Origin of the sequence: Streptomyces sp. LUP30 (assembly GCF_001746365.1) — a bacterium.
Lineage (GTDB): Bacteria > Actinomycetota > Actinomycetes > Streptomycetales > Streptomycetaceae > Streptomyces.
The window spans coordinates 1-22,123 of sequence record NZ_MJAJ01000050.1; the positions used below are offsets into that span (position 1 = coordinate 1).

The following is a 22,123-nucleotide window of genomic DNA, read 5'->3' on the forward strand; positions in this document are numbered from 1 at the left end:
CCCGGCAGCCGCCCGGCCCGCCGCCCGCCCGCCGGCCCCCGCCCCGCGGCCCCGCGCGTCCTCAGGCTCGGCAGCCCCCGGCCCCGGCTGCGCATGGTCGCCCTCGCGCTGACGCTGGTGCTCCTCGCCTTCGTGGTCCGCCTTCTGCAGGTGCAGGCCGTCGACGCGAGCAGCTACACCGCCAAGGCCGAGCAGAACCGGTACGTCGGCCAGGTGCTGGCCGCCGAGCGCGGCGAGATCACCGACCGCACCGGTGTGGCCTTCGCGACCAGCGAGGACGCCTACGACATCACGGCCGACCCCACGATGTTCGCCCGCCCGCAACTCAAGATCGACGACGGACCGGAGCAGGCGGCCGCCCTGCTCGCGCCCATCCTCGGCCAGGACCAGGCCGCGCTCGTCAGGAAGCTGCGGCCCAAGGACCGCGACCTGCGCTACGTCAAGCTCGCCGGCCGGCAGACCCCCCAGGTCTGGAAGCAGATCAGGGACCTGAGGTCCGCGCTCTCCGCCAAGTCGGAGACGGACAAGACCACGGTCAACGTCCTCGCCGGGGTCTTCTCCGTGCCCAGCAGCAAGCGCGTGTACCCCAACGGCGACCTCGCCGCCGGGATACTGGGCTGGGTCAACGCCGACGGCAAGGGCGGCGGAGGCGTCGAGCAGCAGCTGAACGCCACCCTGGCCGGCAAGGACGGCAAGATCCGCTACGCCCAGTCCGGCGGACGACAGGTGCCCACCGCGGGCTCCACCGAGACCCCGGCGGTGCCCGGCTCCGACGTCGAGCTCACGATCGACCGCGACATCCAGTGGGCCGCGCAGAACGCCATCACCGACCAGGTCGAGCAGTCGAAGGCGGACCGCGGCTACGTCATAGTGCAGGACACGCGCACCGGCGAGATCCTCGCGATGGCCAACTCGCCCGGCTTCGACCCCAACGACCTCTCCAAGGCCCATGCCGCGGACCTGGGCAACCCGGCCGTCCAGGACGCCTACGAGCCCGGCTCCACCGCCAAGGTCATGTCGATGGCCGCCGTGCTGGAGGAGAACGCCGCCACCCCGCTGACCCATGTCACCGTGCCCAACCGGCTGCACCGCGGCGACCGGCTGTTCCAGGACGACGTCGACCACGCCACCTGGTACCTCACGCTCAACGGCGTGCTCGCCAAGTCCAGCAACATCGGCACCATCCTGGCCACCGGACAGCTCGGCAAGACGCAGGCCGAGGCCAACCGGGTCCTGTACTCGTACCTGCGCAAGTTCGGCATCGGCAGCCACACCGGGCTCGGCTTCCCCGGCGAGACCAAGGGCATCCTCGCCGCGCCCGGCAAGTGGTCGACCTCGCAGCAGTACACGATCCCCTTCGGTCAGGGCATGTCCCTCAACGCGCTGCAGGCGGCCTCGGTGTACTCCACGATCGCCAACGGCGGGGTCCGCGTCGCGCCCACTCTGGTGCGCGGCGCCAGGGGGCCGGACGGTCGCTTCACCGCGGCCCAGCCGCCCGCCAGGTCGCGGGTCGTCAGCCAGAAGACGGCGAAGGCCCTCGCCCAGATGCTGGAGTCGGTCGTGGACGACGAGCAGGGAACCGGCGCCAAGGCGCGCATCCCCGGCTACCGCGTCGCGGGCAAGACGGGCACCGCCAACCGCGTGGATCCGGCCACCGGCACCTACAAGGGCTACACCTCGTCGTTCGCCGGGTTCGCGCCCGCCGACAACCCCCGGATCACCGTGTACTGCGCGATCCAGAACGCCACCGAGGGCAGCTACTTCGGCGGCCAGATCTGCGGTCCCGTCTTCAAGCAGGTCATGGAGTTCGCCCTGAAGACCCTGCAGGTCCCACCGACCGGGGCGAAGGCCGCGAACCTCCCGGTCTCCTTCACGCCCTGACGGCCGCGTCCGACCGGGCCGCCCCGACGGGGCGCCCGGGAGGAGCACCCGGCCGAGCCTCCCCCGCCCGCCCACGACCCCCGCCCGCCACTGTTCAGCGCCGAACAAGCCAGGAACCGAGCCCGTGACCATGATCACTCCCGACCCCGGGAAACCCGCACCGCCCGCGTCCCCCGCCGCGCCCTCGCTTCGCCCCCGGGCGGGTGCGCCCGGTACGCTCACCGCCGTGCCACACGCTGATCAGTCCCAAACCACCCAGAAGGGCGCTTCCGTGACATATCCGGGACCGCCGCGGCCGGCCCAGGTCTCCGCCACACCCCTCGCGGACCTCGCCGATCAGCTGGGCGCCGCGCAGCCGGAGAGCGCCGCAGTCGAGGTCACGGGCATCACCCATGACTCGCGCGCGGTCCGCCCCGGCGACCTGTACGCCGCCCTTCCGGGGGCCCGCCTGCACGGCGCCGACTTCGCCACCCAGGCCGCGAGCCTGGGCGCGGTGGCCGTGCTGACCGATCCGGCGGGCGCCGAGCGCGTCGCCGCGGCCGGCCTGCCGGCCCTGGTCGTCGACGACCCGCGCGGGCAGATGGGCGAGCTGGCGGCCACGATCTACGGGCGCCCCGGCCGCGGCCTGCTCCAGATCGGCATCACCGGCACCTCGGGCAAGACCACCACCGCGTACCTCGTCGAGGGCGGCCTGAAGGCGGTCAGGTCCACCGGGCTCATCGGCACCGTGGAGATGCGGATCGGCGACGAGCGCATCAAGTCCGAGCGCACCACCCCCGAAGCCACCGATCTGCAGGCCCTGTTCGCCGTCATGCGCGAGCGCGGCGTCGAGGCGGTCGCCATGGAGGTCTCCAGCCACGCCCTGGTCCTCGGCCGGGTCGACGGCTGCGTCTTCGACATCGCCGTGTTCAACAACCTCAGCCCGGAGCACATGGAGTTCCACTCCGGCATGGAGGACTACTTCCAGGCCAAGGCGCGGCTGTTCACCCGGGAACGCAGCAAACTCGGCGTGGTCAACTTCGACGACGCGTACGGCCGCCGGCTGATCGAGGAGGCGGAGGTCCCGGTCGTCACCTTCTCCGCCGAGGGCCACCCGGACGCCGACTGGCGCGCGGTGGACGTCGAGATCGGCCCGATGGACTCGACGTTCACCGTCGTGGGCCCGGGCGGGGTGCGGGCGGCCGCCAGGTCGCCGCTGCCCGGCTCCTTCAACGTGGCCAACACGCTCGCCGCGATCGTCGCCCTCGCCGCCGCCGGCATCGACGCGCAGACCGCCGCCGACGGCGTCGCCGCCGTGCCGGGCGTGCCGGGCCGCCTGGAGCGGGTGGACGCCGGACAGCCCTATCTGGCGGTCGTCGACTACGCCCACAAGACGGACGCCGTCGAGTCGGTCCTGCGCGCACTGCGCAAGGTCACCAAGGGGCGCCTGCACGTCGTCCTCGGCTGCGGCGGCGACCGGGACCGCACCAAGCGGGGCCCGATGGGCGCCGCCGTCGCCCGGCTCGCCGACACCGCCGTACTGACCTCCGACAACCCCCGCTCCGAGGATCCGCTCGCGATCCTCGCGACCATGCTCGAGGGCGCGGCGTCCGTGCCCGCGCACGAGCGCGGCGAGATCCTGCTGTTCGAGGACCGGGCCGCCGCCATCTCCGCGGTCGTGGCCCGCGCGCACACCGGGGACACCGTGCTGGTCGCGGGCAAGGGCCATGAGCAGGGCCAGGACATCGCCGGCGTCGTCCGTCCGTTCGACGACCGCCAGGTGCTTCGCGAAGCTATCCAGCAGACCCAGGGATGAACTTGTGATCGCCCTCTCCCTCGCCGAGATCGCAGCAGTCGTCGGCGGGCAGACGCACGACATACCGGATCCGTCCGTGCGGGTCACCGGACCGGTCGTCCGGGACTCCCGAGAGGTGGAGCCCGGCAGCCTCTTCGTCGCCTTCGTCGGCGAACGCGTGGACGGCCACGACTACGCGGCCCAGGTCGTCGAGGCGGGCGCGGCGGCCGTACTGGCGTCACGGCCCGTCGGCGTCCCGGCGATCGTCGTGGACGACGTCCAGGCGGCCCTCGGCGCCCTGGCCCGGCACGTCGTGCACACGCTCGGCGCGACCCTCGTCGGGCTCACCGGCTCGGCCGGCAAGACCAGCACCAAGGACCTGATCGCCCAGGTGCTCCGGCGCAAGGCGCCGACCGTGTTCACGCCCGGCTCGCTCAACAACGAGATCGGGCTGCCGCTGACGGCGCTGTCGGCCACCGAGGAGACGAAGTTCCTCGTGCTGGAGATGGGGGCCCGCGGGATCGGGCACATCCGCTACCTCACCGGTCTGACGCCCCCGCGGATCGGCCTCGTGCTGAACGTCGGCACCGCCCACATCGGCGAGTTCGGCGGCCGCGAACAGATCGCACAGGCAAAGGGCGAGTTGGTCGAGGCCCTTCCGTCGGCGAGCGAGGGCGGAATCGCGATCCTCAACGCGGACGACCCCGCGGTCCGCGCCATGGCCTCCCGTACACAGGCGAAGGTGGTCCTTTTCGGAGAGTCCGGCGAAGCGGACGTTCGGGCCGAGAACGTGCGACTCACGGACAGCGGACAGCCCGCCTTCAGCCTTCGCACACCCTCCGGGTGCAGCGATGTGACCATGCGCCTGTACGGTGAGCATCACGTGTCGAACGCGCTCGCCGCGGCCGCCGTCGCCCATGAGCTGGGCATGTCCGCGGAAGAGATCGCCACCGCGCTCTCCGAGGCGGGCTCCCTCTCCCGCTGGCGGATGGAGGTCACCGAGCGCCCGGACGGCGTGACGATCGTCAACGACGCCTACAACGCGAACCCCGAGTCCATGCGAGCCGCTCTGCGCGCGCTCGCCGCAATGGGCAAAGCCTCACAGGCAAGGGGGGGCCGGACCTGGGCGGTGCTCGGCAAGATGGCCGAGCTCGGGGACGAGGCGCTCGCCGAGCACGACGCGGTCGGACGGCTCGCCGTCCGGCTCAATGTCGGCAAGCTCGTCGCGGTCGGGGGCAGGGAAGCCGCCTGGCTGCAACTGGGCGCATATAACGAGGGTTCGTGGGGTGAGGAGTCGGTGCACGTGTCCGACGCACAGGCGGCTGTCGACCTGTTGCGCAGCGAGTTGCGCCCGGGGGACGTCGTGCTCGTGAAGGCGTCCCGTTCGGTCGGCCTCGAGAGTGTCGCGCAGGCGCTGCTCGCGACCGGCACCGAGGGTGAGGTCGCGGCCCGATGATGAATCAGATCCTGTTCGCGGGTGTGATCGGCCTCTTCCTGACGCTGGTCGGCACGCCGCTGCTGATCAAGCTGCTGGCGCGCAAGGGCTACGGCCAGTACATCCGCGACGACGGTCCGCGCGAGCACGCCAGCAAGCGCGGTACGCCGACCATGGGCGGCATCGCCTTCATCTTCGCGACGGTCGCCGCGTACTTCCTGTCCAAGGTGATCACCGGCAAGCCGCCGACCTATTCCGGTCTGCTGGTGCTGGGCCTGATGTGCGGCATGGGCCTGGTCGGCTTCCTGGACGACTACATCAAGATCGTCAAGCGGCGTTCGCTGGGTCTGCGGGCCAAGGCGAAGATGGCCGGTCAGCTGATCGTCGGCATCGCCTTCGCCGTGCTGTCGCTGCAGTTCTCCGACAACCGGGGCAACACGCCCGCCTCCACCAAGCTGTCGTTCATCACGGATTTCGGCTGGACGATCGGCCCCGTGCTGTTCGTGGTCTGGGCGCTGTTCATGATCCTGGCGATGTCCAACGGCGTGAACCTGACGGACGGCCTGGACGGTCTCGCCACCGGCGCCTCCGTATTGGTCTTCGGCGCCTACACGTTCATCGGCGTCTGGCAGTTCCAGGAGTCCTGCGCCAACGGCGAGACCCTGACCAACCCCAGCGCCTGTTACGAGGTGCGCGATCCGCTGGACCTCGCGGTCATCGCCTCCGCGCTGATGGGCGCCTGCCTCGGCTTCCTGTGGTGGAACACGTCCCCGGCCAAGATCTTCATGGGCGACACCGGTTCGCTGGCGCTCGGCGGCGTGCTCGCCGGTCTCGCGATCTGCTCCCGCACCGAGCTGCTGATCGCCCTCCTGGGCGGCCTGTTCGTGCTGATCACCATGTCGGTGGTCATCCAGGTCGGCTCCTTCAAGCTCACCGGCAAGCGCGTCTTCCGCATGGCGCCACTGCAGCACCACTTCGAACTCAAGGGCTGGTCCGAGGTCCTGGTCGTGGTCCGCTTCTGGATCATCCAGGGCATCTGTGTGATCGTCGGACTGGGTCTCTTCTACGCGGGATGGGCAGCGGACAAGTGACCGACTGGCAGGGCAAGAACGTCACCGTCGCCGGGCTCGGCGTCTCCGGCGTCCCGGCGGCCAAGGTGCTGCACGGGCTCGGCGCACACGTCACCGTCGTCAACGACGGCGACGACGCCCGCGCGCGGGAGCAGGCCGCCGAACTGGAGGCGCTGGGCGTGACCGTGCGCCTCGGCGACGGCGACACCCTGCCCGACGGCACCGAACTCGTCGTCACCGCCCCCGGCTGGAAGCCGGACAAGCCGCTGTTCACGGCGGCGCACGCGGCCGGGGTGCCGGTCTGGGGCGACGTCGAACTCGCCTGGCGGCTCAGGGGGCTGGACGGCAGGCCGGCCGCCCCCTGGCTCTGCGTCACCGGCACCAACGGCAAGACCACCACCACCCGGATGCTGGCCTCGATCCTCGAGGCCGCCGGCCTGCGCACGGCCGCCGTCGGCAACATCGGCGTCTCACTGCTGGACGCGGTGGTCGGGAACGAGGAGTACGACGTCCTCGCCGTCGAACTCTCCAGCTACCAGCTGCACTGGGCGCCCTCGCTGCGCGCCCACTCCGCCGCCGTCCTCAACCTCGCCCCCGACCACCTCGACTGGCACGGCTCCATGGAGGCGTACACCAGGGACAAGGGGCGCGTCTACGAGGGCAACCAGATCGCCTGTGTGTACAACGTGGCCGACAAGGCCACCGAGGACCTGGTGCGCGAGGCGGACGTCGAGGAGGGCTGCCGGGCCGTCGGCTTCACCCTCGGAGCGCCCGCCCCGTCCCAACTCGGCGTGGTGGACGGCATCCTGATCGACCGCGCCTTCGTCGAGAACCGGCAGAAGAACGCCCAGGAGCTCGCCGAGGTCGCCGACGTCGACCCGCCCGCCCCGCACAACATCGCCAACGCCCTTGCCGCGGCGGCCCTCGCACGGGCCTTCGGGGTGCCCCCCAGGGCCGTCCGGGACGGTCTGCGGGCCTTCACGCCGGACGCCCACCGCATCGCCCACGTGGCGGACGTGGACGGCGTCGCCTACGTCGACGACTCCAAGGCCACCAACACGCATGCGGCACAAGCCTCGTTGGCGGCCTACCGGTCGATCGTCTGGATCGCGGGCGGACTCGCCAAGGGCGCGACCTTCGACGAGCTCGTGGCCGAGTCGGCCACCCGCCTTCGCGCCGTGGTGCTCATCGGCGCCGACCGGGCCCTGATCCGTGAAGCCCTGGCGCGACACGCCCCGGAAGTACCCGTCGTCGACCTCGACCGGACCGACACTGGGGCGATGCTCGCGGCTGTCCAGGAGGCCCGGCGCCTCGCCGTCGCAGGCGACACGGTGCTCCTCGCCCCGGCCTGCGCCTCCATGGACATGTTCGTCAACTACAACCAGCGCGGTGACGCGTTCGCACAGGCCGTTCGCGAACTCGGCGCCTGACCCGGCCGCCAGCCGGGCGACCTTGGGAGGGACGCGTGGGACCGTCACGGCCGACGTACAGCGGACATCGCGGGTGCGGAGCGGCAGATGCCTGGTAGCCGTACCGGGCGGCCGCCCGTCCAGCGGGCCGTCCGCCGACCGCCGACCCCTTCCCGGGCGGGCCGCGACAACCCCGTACGGCGGCTCCACACGCGCGTCAAGAAGGCCTGGGACCGCCCGCTGACGGCCTACTACCTGATCTTCGGCGGCAGCCTGCTGATCACCGTGCTGGGCCTCGTGATGGTCTACTCGGCCTCCCAGATCACCGCGCTGCAGATGTCGCTGCCGGGTTCGTTCTTCTTCCGCAAACAGTTCCTGGCCGCCTCCATCGGCGCCGTGCTGCTGCTCGTCGCGTCGCGGATGCCGGTGAAACTGCACCGCGGGCTCGCCTATCCGATCCTCGCGGGCGCCGTCTTCCTCATGGCCCTGGTGCAGGTGCCGGGGATAGGGATGTCGGTCAACGGCAACCAGAACTGGATCTCGCTCGGCGGCTCCTTCCAGATCCAGCCCAGCGAGTTCGGCAAGCTCGCGCTGGTGCTGTGGAGCGCCGATCTGCTCGCCCGCAAACAGGAAAGGAATCTGCTCGCGCAGTGGAAGCACATGCTGGTGCCGCTGGTGCCGGTCGCCTTCATGCTGCTCGGGCTGATCATGCTGGGCGGCGACATGGGCACGGCGATCATCCTGACGGCGATCCTGTTCGGCCTGCTGTGGCTGGCGGGGGCGCCCACCCGGCTCTTCGTCGGGGTCCTGTCGGTCGCCGCCACCCTCGGTGTGATCCTCATCAAGACCAGCCCGAACCGCATGGCGCGCCTGCAGTGCATCGGCGCCACCGACCCCGGCCCGGGCGACGCCTGCTGGCAGGCCGTGCACGGGATCTACGCCCTCGCCTCCGGCGGGATCTTCGGCTCCGGACTCGGCGCCAGCGTGGAGAAATGGGGCCAACTCCCCGAAGCGCACACCGACTTCATCTTCGCCGTCACCGGTGAGGAACTGGGCCTGGCGGGGACGCTGTCGGTGCTCGCCCTCTTCGCGGCTCTAGGCTATGCGGGTATCCGCGTGGCCGGACGCACGGAGGACCCCTTCGTGAGGTACGCCGCGGGAGGTGTGACCACCTGGATCACCGCTCAGGCGGTGATCAACATCGGTGCGGTGCTCGGCCTGCTGCCGATCGCCGGCGTCCCCCTCCCGCTGTTCTCCTACGGGGGCTCCGCCCTGCTTCCGACCATGTTCGCCATCGGGCTCCTGATCGCCTTCGCACGCGACGAGCCCGCTGCGCGGGCGGCGCTTGCGATGCGGCACCCCCGTTTTGGTAGAAAGCGGGGGTCGGGGGGCTCCGCGTTCGACCGGAGTCCCCGGAGATGGAACACGATGCGACGGCGTGCCTCGGCGGCGCGCCCGTCCGGAGAGCGGTGAATTTCGGTGCATGTCGTACTCGCTGGTGGGGGGACCGCCGGCCACATCGAGCCCGCGCTCGCCCTCGCGGACGCCCTGCGCAGGCAGGACCCCGGTGTGGGGATCACGGCCCTGGGCACGGAGCGCGGCCTGGAGACCACGCTCGTTCCGCAGCGGGGCTACGAGCTCGCGCTGATCCCCGCCGTGCCGCTGCCGCGCAAGCCCACCCCTGAGCTGATCACCGTCCCGGGCCGGCTGCGCGGCACGATCAAGGCCGCCGAGCAGATCCTGGAGCGCACCAAGGCGGACGCGGTCGTCGGCTTCGGCGGCTACGTGGCCCTGCCCGGCTACCTCGCCGCCAAGCGCCTCGGCGTGCCGATCGTCGTCCACGAGGCCAATGCCCGCCCCGGCCTGGCCAACAAGATCGGTTCACGTTACGCGGCCCGGGTGGCCGTCTCCACGCCCGACAGCAAGCTGCGCGACGCCCGCTACATCGGCATCCCGCTGCGCCGCTCCATCGCCACCCTGGACCGCGCCGCGGCCCGCCCCGAGGCCCGGCACATGTTCGGCCTGGACCCCAACCTGCCGACCCTGCTGGTCTCCGGCGGCTCGCAGGGCGCCCGCCGCCTCAACGAGGTCGTCCAGCAGGTCGCGCCCTGGCTGCAGCAGGCCGGCATCCAGATCCTGCACGCGGTCGGGCCGAAGAACGAACTGCCGCATGTGCAGCAGATGCCGGGGATGCCCCCGTACATCCCGGTACCGTACGTCGAGCGGATGGACCTCGCGTACGCCGCCGCCGACATGATGCTCTGCCGGGCGGGCGCGATGACCGTCGCCGAGCTCTCCGCCGTCGGACTGCCGGCCGCCTACGTCCCGCTGCCCATCGGCAACGGCGAACAGCGGCTGAACGCCCAGCCGGTGGTCAAGGCGGGCGGCGGACTGCTGGTCGACGACGCGGAACTGACCCCCGAGTGGGTCCGGGAGACCGTCCTGCCCGTCCTCGCCGACCCGCACCGGCTGTACGAGATGTCCCGCGCGGCCAGCGAGTTCGGCCGCCGGGACGCCGACGACCTGCTCGTCGGCCTGGTGTACGAGGCGATCGCCGCCTCTCGTGCACACCGTTAGGCACGTCTGACGAAAGGGCAGGGAGCGTGGCCGGATCAGTCACCGCCGAGCGCGGTGCACGCCAGCAGGAGTCGTCCGGCCCGCCCCTCGTCCGGCGGCTGGGGCCGCGTCGGCTTCGTACGATCATCATCCTGGCGTTCGTCGTCGTGCTCCTGGGCGCCGGCGTCGTCTGGGCGTTGTACGGCTCGCAGTGGCTGCGGGTGCGCAGCGTCGCCGTCTCGGGCACCGCGGTGCTGACGCCGCAGCAGGTGCGCGAGGCCGCCGACGTACCCGTCGGTGCGCCGTTGATCTCCGTGGACACCGACGCGATCGAGGCCCGGCTGCGCAGGGAACTGCCCCGGATCGACTCGGTGGAGGTGCTCCGTTCCTGGCCGCACGGGATCGACCTGAAAGTGACCGAACGCACTCCGGTTCTGCTGGTGCGAAAAGGGTCGAAGTTCGTGGAAGTGGACGACGAAGGCGTCCGTTTCGCCACGGTTTCCGAAGCCCCCGCAGGGGTGCCGCTTCTCGAAACGGCCGTTTCCTCCTCGCGTTCGGCCGCCGCGAGTCTGCGCCGCTTCGGCGAGGAGCGACTGGTGCGGGAGGCCGTCGCGGCGGCCGGTTCCCTTCCGGCCGCCGTCGCGCGGGAGACCCGGGTCGTCAAGGTCCGCTCCTACGACGACATCTCGCTGGAGCTGGCACGCGGCCGCACGGTCGCCTGGGGGAGCGCCGAGAACGGGGCCGCGAAGGGCCGTGCACTGACCGCTCTCATGAAAGCGGCCCCGTCCGCGCGGCACTTCGATGTCAGCGCTCCCACCGCCCCTGCGTCATCGGGGAGTTGACGCACATTCGCGCAGGCCAGCACCCTGGTTGGGCAGTGACACGGCTGATCACATAGGGTGAAAAGAAAAACGGGAGGTTCGGCGTGTTCGTTGAACGGGCGCCACTTGTCGACTTAGTGTCCTGTTCAGAAGACTTCAAGGAACGGACACACTGGTAACCCTAAACTTCAGCGTTAGGGTTCGGGTCGGCGAAACGGACCGTCCCATTCGGCATCAGTCGTCGAATCGCATCACCTGCGAGGCGACGACACGTAACTCGAGGCGAGAGGCCTTCGACGTGGCAGCACCGCAGAACTACCTCGCAGTCATCAAAGTCATCGGTGTCGGCGGCGGTGGTGTCAATGCCATCAACCGGATGATCGAGGTCGGTCTCAAGGGCGTCGAGTTCATCGCCATCAACACCGACGCGCAGGCGCTGTTGATGAGCGACGCCGACGTCAAGCTCGACGTCGGCCGCGAACTCACCCGCGGACTCGGCGCCGGCGCCAACCCGGCCGTCGGCCGCAAGGCGGCCGAGGATCACCGCGAGGAGATCGAGGAGGTCCTCAAGGGGGCCGACATGGTCTTCGTGACGGCCGGCGAGGGCGGCGGCACCGGCACCGGCGGCGCACCCGTCGTGGCCAACATCGCACGCAACCTCGGCGCCCTCACCATCGGCGTGGTCACCCGCCCCTTCACCTTCGAGGGCCGGCGCCGCGCCAACCAGGCCGAGGACGGCATCGCCGAACTCCGCGAAGAGGTCGACACCCTCATCGTCATCCCCAACGACCGGCTGCTGTCCATCTCGGACCGCCAGGTCTCGGTCCTGGACGCCTTCAAGTCGGCCGACCAGGTCCTGCTCTCGGGTGTCCAGGGCATCACCGACCTGATCACCACCCCCGGCCTGATCAACCTCGACTTCGCCGACGTGAAGTCGGTCATGTCCGAGGCCGGTTCGGCCCTCATGGGCATCGGCTCGGCCCGCGGGGACGACCGCGCGGTGGCCGCCGCCGAGATGGCGATCTCCTCGCCCCTCCTCGAGGCCTCCATCGACGGCGCCCGCGGTGTGCTGCTCTCCATCTCCGGCGGCTCCGACCTCGGTCTGTTCGAGATCAACGAGGCCGCCCAGCTGGTCAGCGAGGCGGCCCACCCCGAGGCCAACATCATCTTCGGCGCGGTCATCGACGACGCGCTCGGTGACGAGGTCCGGGTCACCGTGATCGCGGCCGGCTTCGACGGGGGCCAGCCCCCGGCCCGCCGCGAGACCGTCATGGGGTCGTCCTCGGCCTCGGCCCGCCGTGAGGAGCCCACTCCGGTACGGCAGCCCGAGAGCCGTCCGTCGTTCGGCTCGCTCGGCAGCGTCACGCCGAAGGAGGAGCCGGAGCCGGCCCCCGAGCCGGCGGCCGACCTCTCGGTCTCCCCGCCGGTGCCGCCGTCGCGGACCTACACCGACAGCGCGGCCGAGGAACTGGACGTGCCGGACTTCCTGAAGTGATAGGACAGCGCGAGAGCGTGAGCGGCGCGCACTTCGCCTTCACCGACCGGTGGGGCGGGGTGAGCGCCGCTCCGTACGACCAGCTCAACCTCGGCGGAGCGGTCGGCGACGACCCCGACGCCGTGCGGACCAACCGTGAACTGGCGGCCAAGTCGCTCGGGCTCGACCCGGACCGGGTCGTCTGGATGAACCAGGTGCACGGCAACGAGGTGGCCGAGGTCACCGGACCGTGGACCGCCTCGCACGTCCCCGCGGTCGACTCCCTGGTGACCGCGACCCGCGGACTCGCCCTCGCCGTGCTGACGGCGGACTGCGTGCCGGTGCTGCTCGCCGACCCGGTGGCCGGGGTGGTCGCCGCCGCCCATGCGGGAAGGCCCGGGATGGCCGCCGGGATCGTGCCCGCCGCGATCGACGCGATGCGCTCGCTCGGCGCCGACCCCGCCCGGATCGTGGCCCGCAGCGGCCCGGCCGTGTGCGGCCGGTGCTACGAGGTGCCGGAGGCGATGCGCGCCGAGGTGGCCGCCGTCGAGCCGGCCGCGCACGCGGAGACGAGCTGGGGCACTCCCGCGGTCGACGTGACCGCCGGTGTGCACGCGCAGCTCGACCGGCTCGGCGTGCGCGACCGGTCGGCCTCGCCCGTGTGCACACGGGAGTCGGACGATCACTTCTCGTACCGCCGCGATCGCACCACGGGGCGACTCGCGGGATATGTCTGGCTGGACTGATGCACATGACGGACCGTGAGGACGAACTCGCCGCGAATCTGGCGAAGGTGCGCGAGCGCATCGCCGCCGCGTGCTCGGCGGCCGGGCGCGCCCGGGAGGACGTGACCCTCATCGTGGTCACCAAGACCTACCCGGCGAGCGACGTGCGGATCCTGTCGGAACTCGGCGTGCGGCACGTCGCCGAGAACAAGGACCAGGACGCGGCGCCCAAGGCGACCGAATGCTCCGGCCTGCCGCTCAGCTGGCATTTCGTGGGGCAGTTGCAGACCAACAAGGTCCGGTCCGTGGTGGGTTACGCGGACGTGGTGCAGTCCGTGGACCGCGCCAGGCTGGTGACGGCCCTGTCGAAGGAGGCCGTACGGGCCGGCCGTGAGGTGGGCTGTCTCGTCCAGGTCGCCCTCGACGCCGGGGCGAGCGAGCGGGGCGAGCGCGGTGGCGTGGCCCCGGGCGGCGTCGCGGAGTTGGCCGATCTGATCGCCGGCTCCCCGGGGCTGCGGATCGACGGACTGATGACCGTCGCACCTCTGACCGGGGAGTACGCGGGGCGCCAACGCGCGGCGTTCGGGCGGTTGATGGATTTGTCGACTGACCTGCGGCGAGCCCATCCGGCTGCGAACATGGTCTCGGCAGGGATGAGTGCGGACCTCGAGGAGGCCGTGGCGGCCGGAGCGACACATGTACGCGTCGGTACCGCGGTACTCGGAGTCCGCCCCAGGCTCGGGTAACGTCGCCAGGAAGTCGGACCACAGTAGAAAATATGGTCATTACCGCCGAAAGGCGGACACAAGGGCCACGTGGATCGCGGGACTTGGCAGTCGGAAGTCGATCCACCACAGAGCGGAGGACTCAGAGCATGGCCGGCGCGATGCGCAAGATGGCGGTCTACCTCGGCCTCGTGGAGGACGATGGGTACGACGGCCGGGGATTCGACCCCGATGACGACTTCGAACCCGAGCTCGACCCGGAACCCGAGCGGGATCACCGGCGACATGAGCCGTCCCACCAGTCACACGGTGCGCACCAGTCCCAAAGGGACGAAGAGGTGCGAATCGTGCAGCCGCCCGCTCCGCGTGAGCCGGTGGCCCGATCCGCTTCGCTCCCCGCGGAATCAGGACGCCCGGCGCGTATCGCGCCCGTGGCATCCATCACACAAGAACGTCAGTCCCTGGAGAAGAACGCACCGGTGATCATGCCCAAGGTCGTGTCCGAACGAGAGCCTTACCGGATCACCACGCTTCACCCCCGGACCTACAACGAGGCCCGTACCATCGGGGAACACTTCCGTGAGGGCACCCCGGTGATCATGAATCTCACTGAGATGGATGACACGGACGCGAAGCGACTTGTCGACTTTGCGGCCGGTTTGGTGTTTGGTCTTCACGGCAGCATCGAGCGGGTGACGCAGAAGGTGTTCCTGTTGTCGCCTGCTAACGTCGATGTCACGGCGGAGGACAAGGCCCGCATCGCAGAGGGCGGGTTCTTCAACCAGAGCTGAGACGCACGACCGGAACAAGCAGTACAGAGCAGGGGAGAGGGAAGCACCGAACATGAGCGTGGTCCTGGATGTCGTCTACATCGCGCTGATGGTCTTCCTCATCGTGCTCATCTTCCGGTTGGTCATGGACTACGTCTTCCAGTTCGCCCGCTCATGGCAGCCCGGCAAGGCGATGGTGGTCGTTCTGGAGGCCACTTACACTGTCACCGATCCACCGCTCAAGCTTCTGCGGCGGGTCATCCCGCCGTTGCGTCTCGGGGGCGTGGCGCTCGACCTGTCCTTCTTCGTACTGATGATCATCGTCTACATCCTGATCTCGATCGTGAGCCGGCTGTGAGCGATGTGAACTACCGTCTTGCCGATGCCGACGACTACGTTGAGGTGAAGAGATGCCGTTGACCCCCGAGGACGTGCGGAACAAGCAGTTCACGACCGTCCGCCTCCGAGAAGGCTATGACGAGGACGAGGTCGATGCCTTCCTCGATGAGGTCGAAGCCGAACTGACGCGCCTGCTCCGCGAGAACGAGGACCTGCGCGCCAAACTGGCCGCGGCCACGCGCGCGGCTGCACAGAACCAGCAGAACATGCGCAAGCCCCCCGAGCAGGACCAGCAGCAGGGCGGCATGCAGCAGGGTGGCATGCAGCAAGGCGGTATGCAGCAGGGCGGTATGCAGCAGGGTGGCATGCAGCAAGGCGGCATGCCGCAGCAGGGGATGCCTCCGCAGGGCATGCCGCAGCAGGGTATGCGAGGTCCGGGCGCTCCGGTGCCCGCCGGCATATCTGGCCCGCCGCAGCAGCAGATGGGCGGCCCCATGGGTGGCCCGCCCCAGCTGCCGAGCGGTGCGCCGCAGCTGCCCGCCGGTCCCGGTGGACAGGGTGGCCCGCAGGGGCCCGGCCCGATGGGTCAGGGTCCGATGGGCCAGGGCCCCATGGGCCAGGGCATGGGTGGCCAGGGCATGGGTGGCCAGCCCCCCATGCAGCAGCAGATGGGTGGCCCGATGGGCGGCCCCATGGGCGGTCCGATGGGCGGCCCCGGTCAGGGTCCGGGTGGCGACAGCGCCGCTCGTGTCCTCTCGCTGGCTCAGCAGACCGCCGACCAGGCGATCGCCGAGGCGCGTTCCGAGGCCAACAAGATCGTCGGCGAGGCGCGTTCGCGTGCCGAGGGTCTCGAGCGCGACGCCCGTGCCAAGGCCGACGCCCTGGAGCGGGACGCGCAGGAGAAGCACCGCGTCGCGATGGGCTCCCTGGAGTCTGCCCGCGCCACGCTGGAGCGCAAGGTCGAGGACCTGCGCGGCTTCGAGCGCGAGTACCGCACGCGTCTGAAGTCGTACCTCGAGTCCCAGCTGCGTCAGCTGGAGACCCAGGCCGACGACTCGCTCGCTCCGCCGCGCACCCCGGCCACGGCCTCCCTGCCGCCGTCCCCGGCGCCCTCGATGGCTCCGGCCGGCGCCGGCGCCCCGTCCTACGGCAGCAACCCGGGCATGGGCGCTCCCAGCCCGGCCGCTCCGTCCTACGGCGGTCAGCAGCAGATGTCCCCGGCGATGACTCAGCCGATGGCTCCGGTACGTCCGCAGGGTCCCTCCCCGATGGGCCAGGCTCCCTCGCCGATGCGCGGTTTCCTCATCGACGAGGACGACAACTGACGGCCAGTAGTACGCCTTAGGCGTCGGCAGCGTTCAAAGGGCGGGACCCCGGATCACCATCCGGGGTCCCGCCCTTTTTACGCGCGTTGCGACCGAGTACCGCCGGCCTGCGTGCCAAGGGGCGGCGGAAACGGGAGCGGCCACAGGACGGGCCGGCCGGCGCAGAGCCGTCGTGCGCGCGGACTTCCGGAAGGAGGAGGCGGCTGTCGGGTCCGGATCGGCCGGGGTGCGGCACCGGTCGTGCGCGCGGACCTCGGGCAGCACCGGGCACGCCGGGAGGGCGCCGCCGCGGCGAGCTTCGGCCGCGGGTCGCCGGGGTGATGTCGGGCGCCACGCGAGATGTCCGCGCCGCCGTCGGCTCCGGGGGACGGCGACCGTCCGCCCGGACCTGTTGTCGTACACCGTCTGCGTCGTGAACGGGGCCGTGGCGACGTGCGCGGGGCCCGGCTCCCTGAGGGATCCGGGCCCCGCGTCGTGCGGTCTTACGCCTTGCGCAGGCGGAACGTCAGCGTCAGGGCCTCGTCCGTGAACGGAGTGCCGTAGGAGTCGTCCGCCTCGCCCTGGGCGAAGTCCGTGGCGAGGACCTCGTCGGAGATGAGACCGGCGTGCCCGGAGAGGGCGTCGACGGTCGCCGGGTCGCTCGCGCTCCAGCGCAGCGCGATGCGGTCGGCGACATCGAGACCGCTGTTCTTGCGGGCCTCCTGGATCAGGCGGATCGCGTCGCGGGCCAGGCCCGCGCGGCGCAGTTCCTCGGTGATCTCCAGGTCCAGGGCGACCGTGGCGCCGGAGTCGGACGCCACCGACCAGCCCTCGCGCGGGGTCTCGGTGATGATCACCTCGTCGGGGGCCAGGGCGACCGTCTCGCCGTCGACCTCCACCGACGCGGTGCCCTCACGCAGGGCGAGGGAGAGCGCGGCCGCGTCGGCGTTCGCGACCGCCTTGGCCACGTCCTGGACCCGCTTGCCGAACCGCTTGCCCAGGGCGCGGAAGTTGGCCTTGGCCGTCGTGTCGACCAGCGACCCGCCCACCTCGGACAGCGAGGCCAGCGACTCGACGTTCAACTCCTCCGTGATCTGCGCGTGCAGCTCGGGGGAGAGGGCGTCGAACCCGGCGGCGGCGACCAGGGCGCGGCGCAGCGGCTGGCGGGTCTTCACGCCCGACTCCGCGCGGGTGGCGCGGCCCAGCTCCACCAGGCGGCGGACCAGGACCATGTGCTTCGACAGCTCCGGGTCGATCGCCGCGAGGTCCGCCTCGGGCCAGGACGACAGGTGCACGGACTCCGGGGCGCCGGGGCTGACCGGCACGATCAGGTCCTGCCAGACCCGCTCGGTGATGAACGGGGTCAGCGGCGCCATCAGCTTGGTGACCGTCTCGACGACCTCGTGCAGGGTGCGCAGCGCGGCCTTGTCGCCCTGCCAGAAGCGGCGGCGGGAGCGGCGGACGTACCAGTTGGACAGGTCGTCGACGAACGCGGAGAGCAGCTTGCCGGCGCGCTGGGTGTCGTACGCCTCCAGCGACTGGGTCACCTGGTCGGTGAGGGCGTGGAGTTCGGACAGCAGCCAGCGGTCGAGCAGCGGGCGGTCGGCCGGGGCCGGGTCGGCCCCGCTGGGCGCCCAGCCCGACGTACGGGCGTACAGGGCCTGGAAGGCGACCGTGTTCCAGTACGTCAGGAGCGTCTTGCGGACGACCTCCTGGATGGTGCCGTGGCCCACCCGGCGGGCCGCCCACGGGGAACCGCCGGCCGCCATGAACCAGCGGACCGCGTCGGCGCCGTGCTGGTCCATCAGCGGGATCGGCTGGAGGATGTTGCCCAGGTGCTTGGACATCTTGCGGCCGTCCTCGGCGAGGATGTGACCGAGGCAGACGACGTTCTCGTAACTGGACTCGTCGAAGACCAGCGTGCCGATCGCCATCAGTGTGTAGAACCAGCCGCGCGTCTGGTCGATGGCCTCGGAGATGAACTGCGCCGGGTAGCGGGACTCGAACAGGTCCTTGTTCTTGTACGGGTAGCCCCACTGCGCGAACGGCATCGAACCCGAGTCGTACCAGGCGTCGATGACCTCCGGCACGCGCGTGGCCGTCTTCCCGCAGCCCTCGTGCCGACAGACGAAGGTGACCGCGTCGATGAACGGGCGGTGCGGGTCCAGCTCCGACTGGTCCGTGCCGGTGAGCTCGGTGAGCTCCGCGCGCGAGCCGACGACGGTGAGGTGGTCGTCCTCACAGCGCCAGATCGGCAGCGGGGTGCCCCAGTAGCGGCTGCGCGACAGGGCCCAGTCGATGTTGTTGTTCAGCCAGTCGCCGAAACGGCCGTGCTTGACCGTGTCGGGGAACCAGTTGGTCTTCTCGTTCTCCTGCAGCAGGCGGTCCTTGACGGCCGTCGTGCGGATGTACCAGGACGGCTGCGCGTAGTACAGCAGCGCGGTGTGGCAGCGCCAGCAGTGCGGGTAGCTGTGCTCGTAGGGGATGTGCTTGAACAGCAGGCCGCGCTGCTGGAGGTCCTCGGTGAGCTGTTCGTCCGCCTTCTTGAAGAAGACGCCGCCGACCATCGGGACGGACTCCTCGAAGGTGCCGTCCGGGCGGACCGGGTTCACCACGGGCAGCCCGTAGGAGCGGCAGACCTTGAGGTCGTCCTCGCCGAAGGCGGGGGACTGGTGGACCAGACCGGTGCCGTCCTCGGTGGTGACGTACTCGGCGTTGACGACGTAGTGCGCCTCGGCCGGGAACTCCACGAGCTCGAACGGACGTTGATAGGTCCAGCGCTCCATTTCGGCGCCGGTGAAGGTCTGGCCGGTGGACTCCCAGCCCTCGCCGAGCGCCTTGGCGAGCAGCGGCTCGGCGACGACGAGCTTCTCCTCGCCGTCGGTGGCCACGACGTAGGTGACCTCCGGGTGCGCGGCCACGGCCGTGTTGGACACCAGGGTCCACGGGGTCGTCGTCCACACCAGGAGCGCTGCCTGGCCGGCGAGCGGACCGGAGGTGAGCGGGAAACGGACGTACACGGACGGGTCGACGACCGTCTCGTAGCCCTGGGCCAGCTCGTGGTCGGACAGGCCGGTGCCGCATCGGGGGCACCAGGGGGCGACGCGGTGGTCCTGGACCAGCAGGCCCTTGTCGAAGATCTCCTTCAGCGACCACCAGACCGACTCGATGTACTCGGGGTCCATCGTGACGTAGGCGTCGTCGAGGTCGACCCAGTAGCCCATGCGGGTCGTCAGCTCGGAGAAGGCGTCGGTGTGCCGCAGCACGGACTCGCGGCACCGGGCGTTGAAGTCGGCGATGCCGTACGCCTCGATGTCCTTCTTGCCGCTGAAGCCGAGCTCCTTCTCGACCGCCAGCTCCACGGGAAGGCCGTGGCAGTCCCAGCCGGCCTTGCGGGCCACGTGGTAGCCGCGCATGGTGCGGAAGCGGGGGAAGACGTCCTTGAAGACGCGCGCCTCGATGTGGTGGGCGCCCGGCATGCCGTTCGCGGTGGGCGGGCCCTCGTAGAACACCCACTCGGGGCGGCCCTCGGACTGCTCCAGGCTCTTGGCGAAGATCTTCTGCTCGCGCCAGAAGTCGAGCACCGCGTGCTCGAGGGCGGGCAGGTCGACCTGGGCGGGCACCTGGCGGTACTGCGGCGTTGTCATCTGCGAGCTTCCTCCGGCGGACGTGCTGCCTTCCGTCGGAGGGACGAGAGCCTTCTTGCCTGTCTACGCCGTGTGCGGCGCGCTCCCGCGGTACCACCCTCCTTGGCCCTCCGGGGCGTCCTGCGCTCCGGTGAGCCCCCTCATTGGGGTCGCGATGCCGGGTCTACCAACCCCTGGGGGGTCTTCTTCCGGCGGCTCCGGGGTGATCTTCGCGTCGCGCTCGCCCCCGGGCTTCCACCGTCCCCGGGTCGCTCTGGGCTGCGTACGCCGCTACTCGTCCCCATCCACGCTTCTCGCTGCGCCCAGTGTACGGCTCGACGACGACAGCGGCCGACCGGTTTACGGGGGTGGCGGGCTCGGCGGGCGAGCGGGTGCCAGATGCCCCGAATGGTGGCTGAATGCGGTGGTGTGCGTGTTCGGATCGCGGGACGTCCGGGTCGGCGGATTACCCGGCGGGGAGCTGGGCACAACGCAGGCAGGCTTGCCGCGTGGCGTGCGCGAGGCGGGCGAATCGGGCGGTGCGCCCCGTTGCCGCGGGCTCCAAGTCGATTTATCGTCCCAGCACGATTCGCGTGCAAGATCACAATATGTGAAGGGGCCGCGGCCATGGTGGCGAAAAAGACCGCCGTTCAGCAGTCGGCGTCCGACAGGGACACGGGTGCCTCCGGCGCGGCCGAGGAACTGAAGGCCGGGCGAACCGTGAAGACGGCGGCCGGGAAGGCGGCCGCGGCCGGGAAGGCGGCGGCGAAGAAGGCCGCCGCGGCGGGGACCGCCCCGCACGAGGGCGCCGGGAAGAAGGCGGTCGCCGACCGGGCGGTCGCCAAGAAGGCCGTCGCGAGGAAGACGACCGCCAGGAAGACGACTGCGAAGAAGGCGGTCCCCGCGAAGGCGGCCGCCGGGAAGACCGCCGCCAAGAAGGCGGCGGCCAAGAAGGTCGCCGGTGCCAAGGGCGTGGCCGCGACGAGCGCGGGCAGGAAGAACACGGCCAAGAAGGTGGGCGCGGCCTCGGCCGCGGAGCAGACGGGAGCCACGACTGTGGTTGCGAAGAAGACTCCGGGTACGGCCACGGCGGCGAAGACCGCCGTCCCCAAGGCGCGCCTCGCCGCGGCGGAGCCGGGCGAGCTCGCGGTACGCCCCGGCGAGGAGCCCTGGACTCCCGAGGAGGTCGAGGAGGCGCGCACGGAGCTGCAGTCCGAGATGGAGCGGCTGCGCGCGGAACTGGCCGCGTCCGAGACGGCCCTGGTGGGCCTGATGCGCGACTCGGGGGACGGCGCCGGCGACGACCAGGCCGACACCGGCACCAAGAACATCACGCGCGAGCACGAACTGGCGCTGGCCGCCAACGCGCGCGAGATGCTGATCCAGACCGAGCACGCCCTGGAGCGGCTGGACGCCGGCACCTACGGACTGTGCGAGAACTGCGGGAACGCCATCGGCAAAGCCCGGATGCAGGCCTTCCCGCGGGCCACCCTGTGCGTCGAGTGCAAGCAGAAGCAGGAGCGCCGGTACTGATCGCCTGGCGGCCGGGGGGTGTGACGTACCCTCGTCCTCAGTCAGGCACCTAGGTTGAGGGACTCACGTGGCAGAGGCGGAGCGCGTCATCGGTACGCCGGACACCCCAGAGACGGGATCCGAGCCGGAGCAGTCGTCCGGACCGGGCGGGCAGGAGAGCACCGGGTCGCGGCCCAGGGGCAAGCGCCGTATCGCCGTGCTCTTCGTCGTGGCCGCGTTCGCCTACGCGCTCGACCTGGCGAGCAAGATGCTCGTGGTCGCCAGGCTTGAGCATCACGCGCCGATCGAGATCGCCGGGGACTGGCTCCGGTTGGAGGCCATCCGCAACGCCGGTGCGGCCTTCGGCTTCGGCGAGGCCTTCACCGTGATCTTCACGGTGATCGCCGCGGCCGTGATCGTGGTGATCGCCCGGCTCGCCCGCAAGCTCTACAGCCTGCCCTGGGCGATCGCCCTGGGCCTGCTGCTGGGCGGTGCGCTGGGCAACCTCACCGACCGGATCTTCCGCACGCCGGGGGTTTTCGAGGGCGCGGTCGTGGACTTCATCGCGCCGAAGCACTTCGCGGTCTTCAACCTCGCCGACTCGGCGATCGTGTGCGGCGGCATCCTGATCGTGCTCCTGTCCTTCCGGGGACTGGACCCGGACGGGACCGTCCACAAGGACTGAGACCGCCCGGCGGCGAC

17 protein-coding genes are annotated in these 22,123 nt (G+C 70.9%); 16 read left to right on the top strand and 1 reads right to left on the bottom strand.

The window, feature by feature from the left end:
* The 14 genes from BG482_RS31395 to BG482_RS31460 all read left to right on the top strand — a co-directional run.
* The coding region (locus tag BG482_RS31395) for a penicillin-binding protein 2 (RefSeq protein ID WP_176741520.1) at positions 1 to 1,881 on the top strand (1,881 nt) is incomplete at its 5' end.
* A gap of 124 nt (positions 1,882 to 2,005) precedes the next feature.
* Entirely contained in the window at positions 2,006 to 3,676 is a 1,671-nt protein-coding gene (locus BG482_RS31400; RefSeq protein ID WP_370745931.1) for a UDP-N-acetylmuramoyl-L-alanyl-D-glutamate--2,6-diaminopimelate ligase, read from the top strand.
* Positions 3,677 to 3,680: 4 nt separating this feature from the next.
* On the top strand, positions 3,681 to 5,111 hold the full coding sequence (gene murF, locus BG482_RS31405; RefSeq protein ID WP_069772582.1) for a UDP-N-acetylmuramoyl-tripeptide--D-alanyl-D-alanine ligase: 1,431 nt from the start codon (positions 3,681 to 3,683) through the stop codon (positions 5,109 to 5,111).
* The gene (gene mraY, locus BG482_RS31410) at positions 5,108 to 6,181 is read left to right on the top strand and encodes a phospho-N-acetylmuramoyl-pentapeptide-transferase (RefSeq protein ID WP_069772583.1); all 1,074 of its coding nucleotides are present in this window, start codon (positions 5,108 to 5,110) and stop codon (positions 6,179 to 6,181) included. Before murF ends, mraY begins: the two co-directional genes overlap by 4 nt.
* Positions 6,163 to 7,590, top strand: coding sequence for a UDP-N-acetylmuramoyl-L-alanine--D-glutamate ligase (gene murD, locus BG482_RS31415; protein ID WP_069772584.1), 1,428 nt, complete (start codon positions 6,163 to 6,165; stop codon positions 7,588 to 7,590). Before mraY ends, murD begins: the two co-directional genes overlap by 19 nt.
* An 87-nt stretch (positions 7,591 to 7,677) precedes the next feature.
* The gene (gene ftsW / locus BG482_RS31420) at positions 7,678 to 9,042 is read left to right on the top strand and encodes a putative lipid II flippase FtsW (protein WP_069772585.1); all 1,365 of its coding nucleotides are present in this window, start codon (positions 7,678 to 7,680) and stop codon (positions 9,040 to 9,042) included.
* 6 nt (positions 9,043 to 9,048) lie between these two features.
* Entirely contained in the window at positions 9,049 to 10,146 is a 1,098-nt protein-coding gene (gene murG, locus BG482_RS31425) for an undecaprenyldiphospho-muramoylpentapeptide beta-N-acetylglucosaminyltransferase (protein WP_069772586.1), read from the top strand.
* A gap of 26 nt (positions 10,147 to 10,172) precedes the next feature.
* Positions 10,173 to 10,967 carry a cell division protein FtsQ/DivIB gene (locus BG482_RS31430; RefSeq protein ID WP_069772587.1) on the top strand — a complete coding sequence of 265 codons (795 nt, stop codon included), beginning with the start codon at positions 10,173 to 10,175 and terminating at the stop codon, positions 10,965 to 10,967.
* A gap of 277 nt (positions 10,968 to 11,244) precedes the next feature.
* Positions 11,245 to 12,441 carry a cell division protein FtsZ gene (gene ftsZ / locus BG482_RS31435; RefSeq protein ID WP_069772588.1) on the top strand — a complete coding sequence of 399 codons (1,197 nt, stop codon included), beginning with the start codon at positions 11,245 to 11,247 and terminating at the stop codon, positions 12,439 to 12,441.
* Complete coding sequence (pgeF, locus tag BG482_RS31440) at positions 12,438 to 13,166, top strand: peptidoglycan editing factor PgeF (RefSeq protein WP_069772589.1); 729 nt, start codon at positions 12,438 to 12,440, stop codon at positions 13,164 to 13,166. Before ftsZ ends, pgeF begins: the two co-directional genes overlap by 4 nt.
* 5 nt (positions 13,167 to 13,171) lie before the next feature.
* Positions 13,172 to 13,891, top strand: a complete 720-nt coding sequence (locus BG482_RS31445; protein WP_069772636.1) for a YggS family pyridoxal phosphate-dependent enzyme — start codon at positions 13,172 to 13,174, stop codon at positions 13,889 to 13,891.
* Positions 13,892 to 14,019: 128 nt separating this feature from the next.
* A complete protein-coding gene (locus tag BG482_RS31450; RefSeq protein ID WP_069772590.1) occupies positions 14,020 to 14,661 on the top strand; it encodes a cell division protein SepF in 642 nt (213 codons plus the stop codon).
* A gap of 52 nt (positions 14,662 to 14,713) precedes the next feature.
* Entirely contained in the window at positions 14,714 to 14,998 is a 285-nt protein-coding gene (locus BG482_RS31455) for a YggT family protein (RefSeq protein ID WP_020129925.1), read from the top strand.
* A gap of 52 nt (positions 14,999 to 15,050) precedes the next feature.
* On the top strand, positions 15,051 to 16,304 hold the full coding sequence (locus tag BG482_RS31460; protein ID WP_069772591.1) for a DivIVA domain-containing protein: 1,254 nt from the start codon (positions 15,051 to 15,053) through the stop codon (positions 16,302 to 16,304).
* 482 nt (positions 16,305 to 16,786) lie between these two features.
* Here BG482_RS31460 and ileS read toward each other — a convergent pair whose 3' ends face one another.
* Positions 16,787 to 19,930 (bottom strand): isoleucine--tRNA ligase, encoded by a 3,144-nt coding sequence (gene ileS / locus BG482_RS31465; RefSeq protein ID WP_069772592.1) that lies wholly within the window; start codon positions 19,928 to 19,930, stop codon positions 16,787 to 16,789.
* A gap of 606 nt (positions 19,931 to 20,536) precedes the next feature.
* On the opposite strand from ileS, the gene BG482_RS31470 reads away from it, so the two are divergent.
* Both BG482_RS31470 and lspA read left to right on the top strand, forming a co-directional pair.
* Positions 20,537 to 21,442 (top strand): TraR/DksA family transcriptional regulator, encoded by a 906-nt coding sequence (locus BG482_RS31470; RefSeq protein WP_069772593.1) that lies wholly within the window; start codon positions 20,537 to 20,539, stop codon positions 21,440 to 21,442.
* A 67-nt stretch (positions 21,443 to 21,509) separates the two neighbouring features.
* A complete protein-coding gene (gene lspA, locus BG482_RS31475; protein ID WP_069772594.1) occupies positions 21,510 to 22,106 on the top strand; it encodes a signal peptidase II in 597 nt (198 codons plus the stop codon).
* Positions 22,107 to 22,123: the final 17 nt, after the last annotated feature.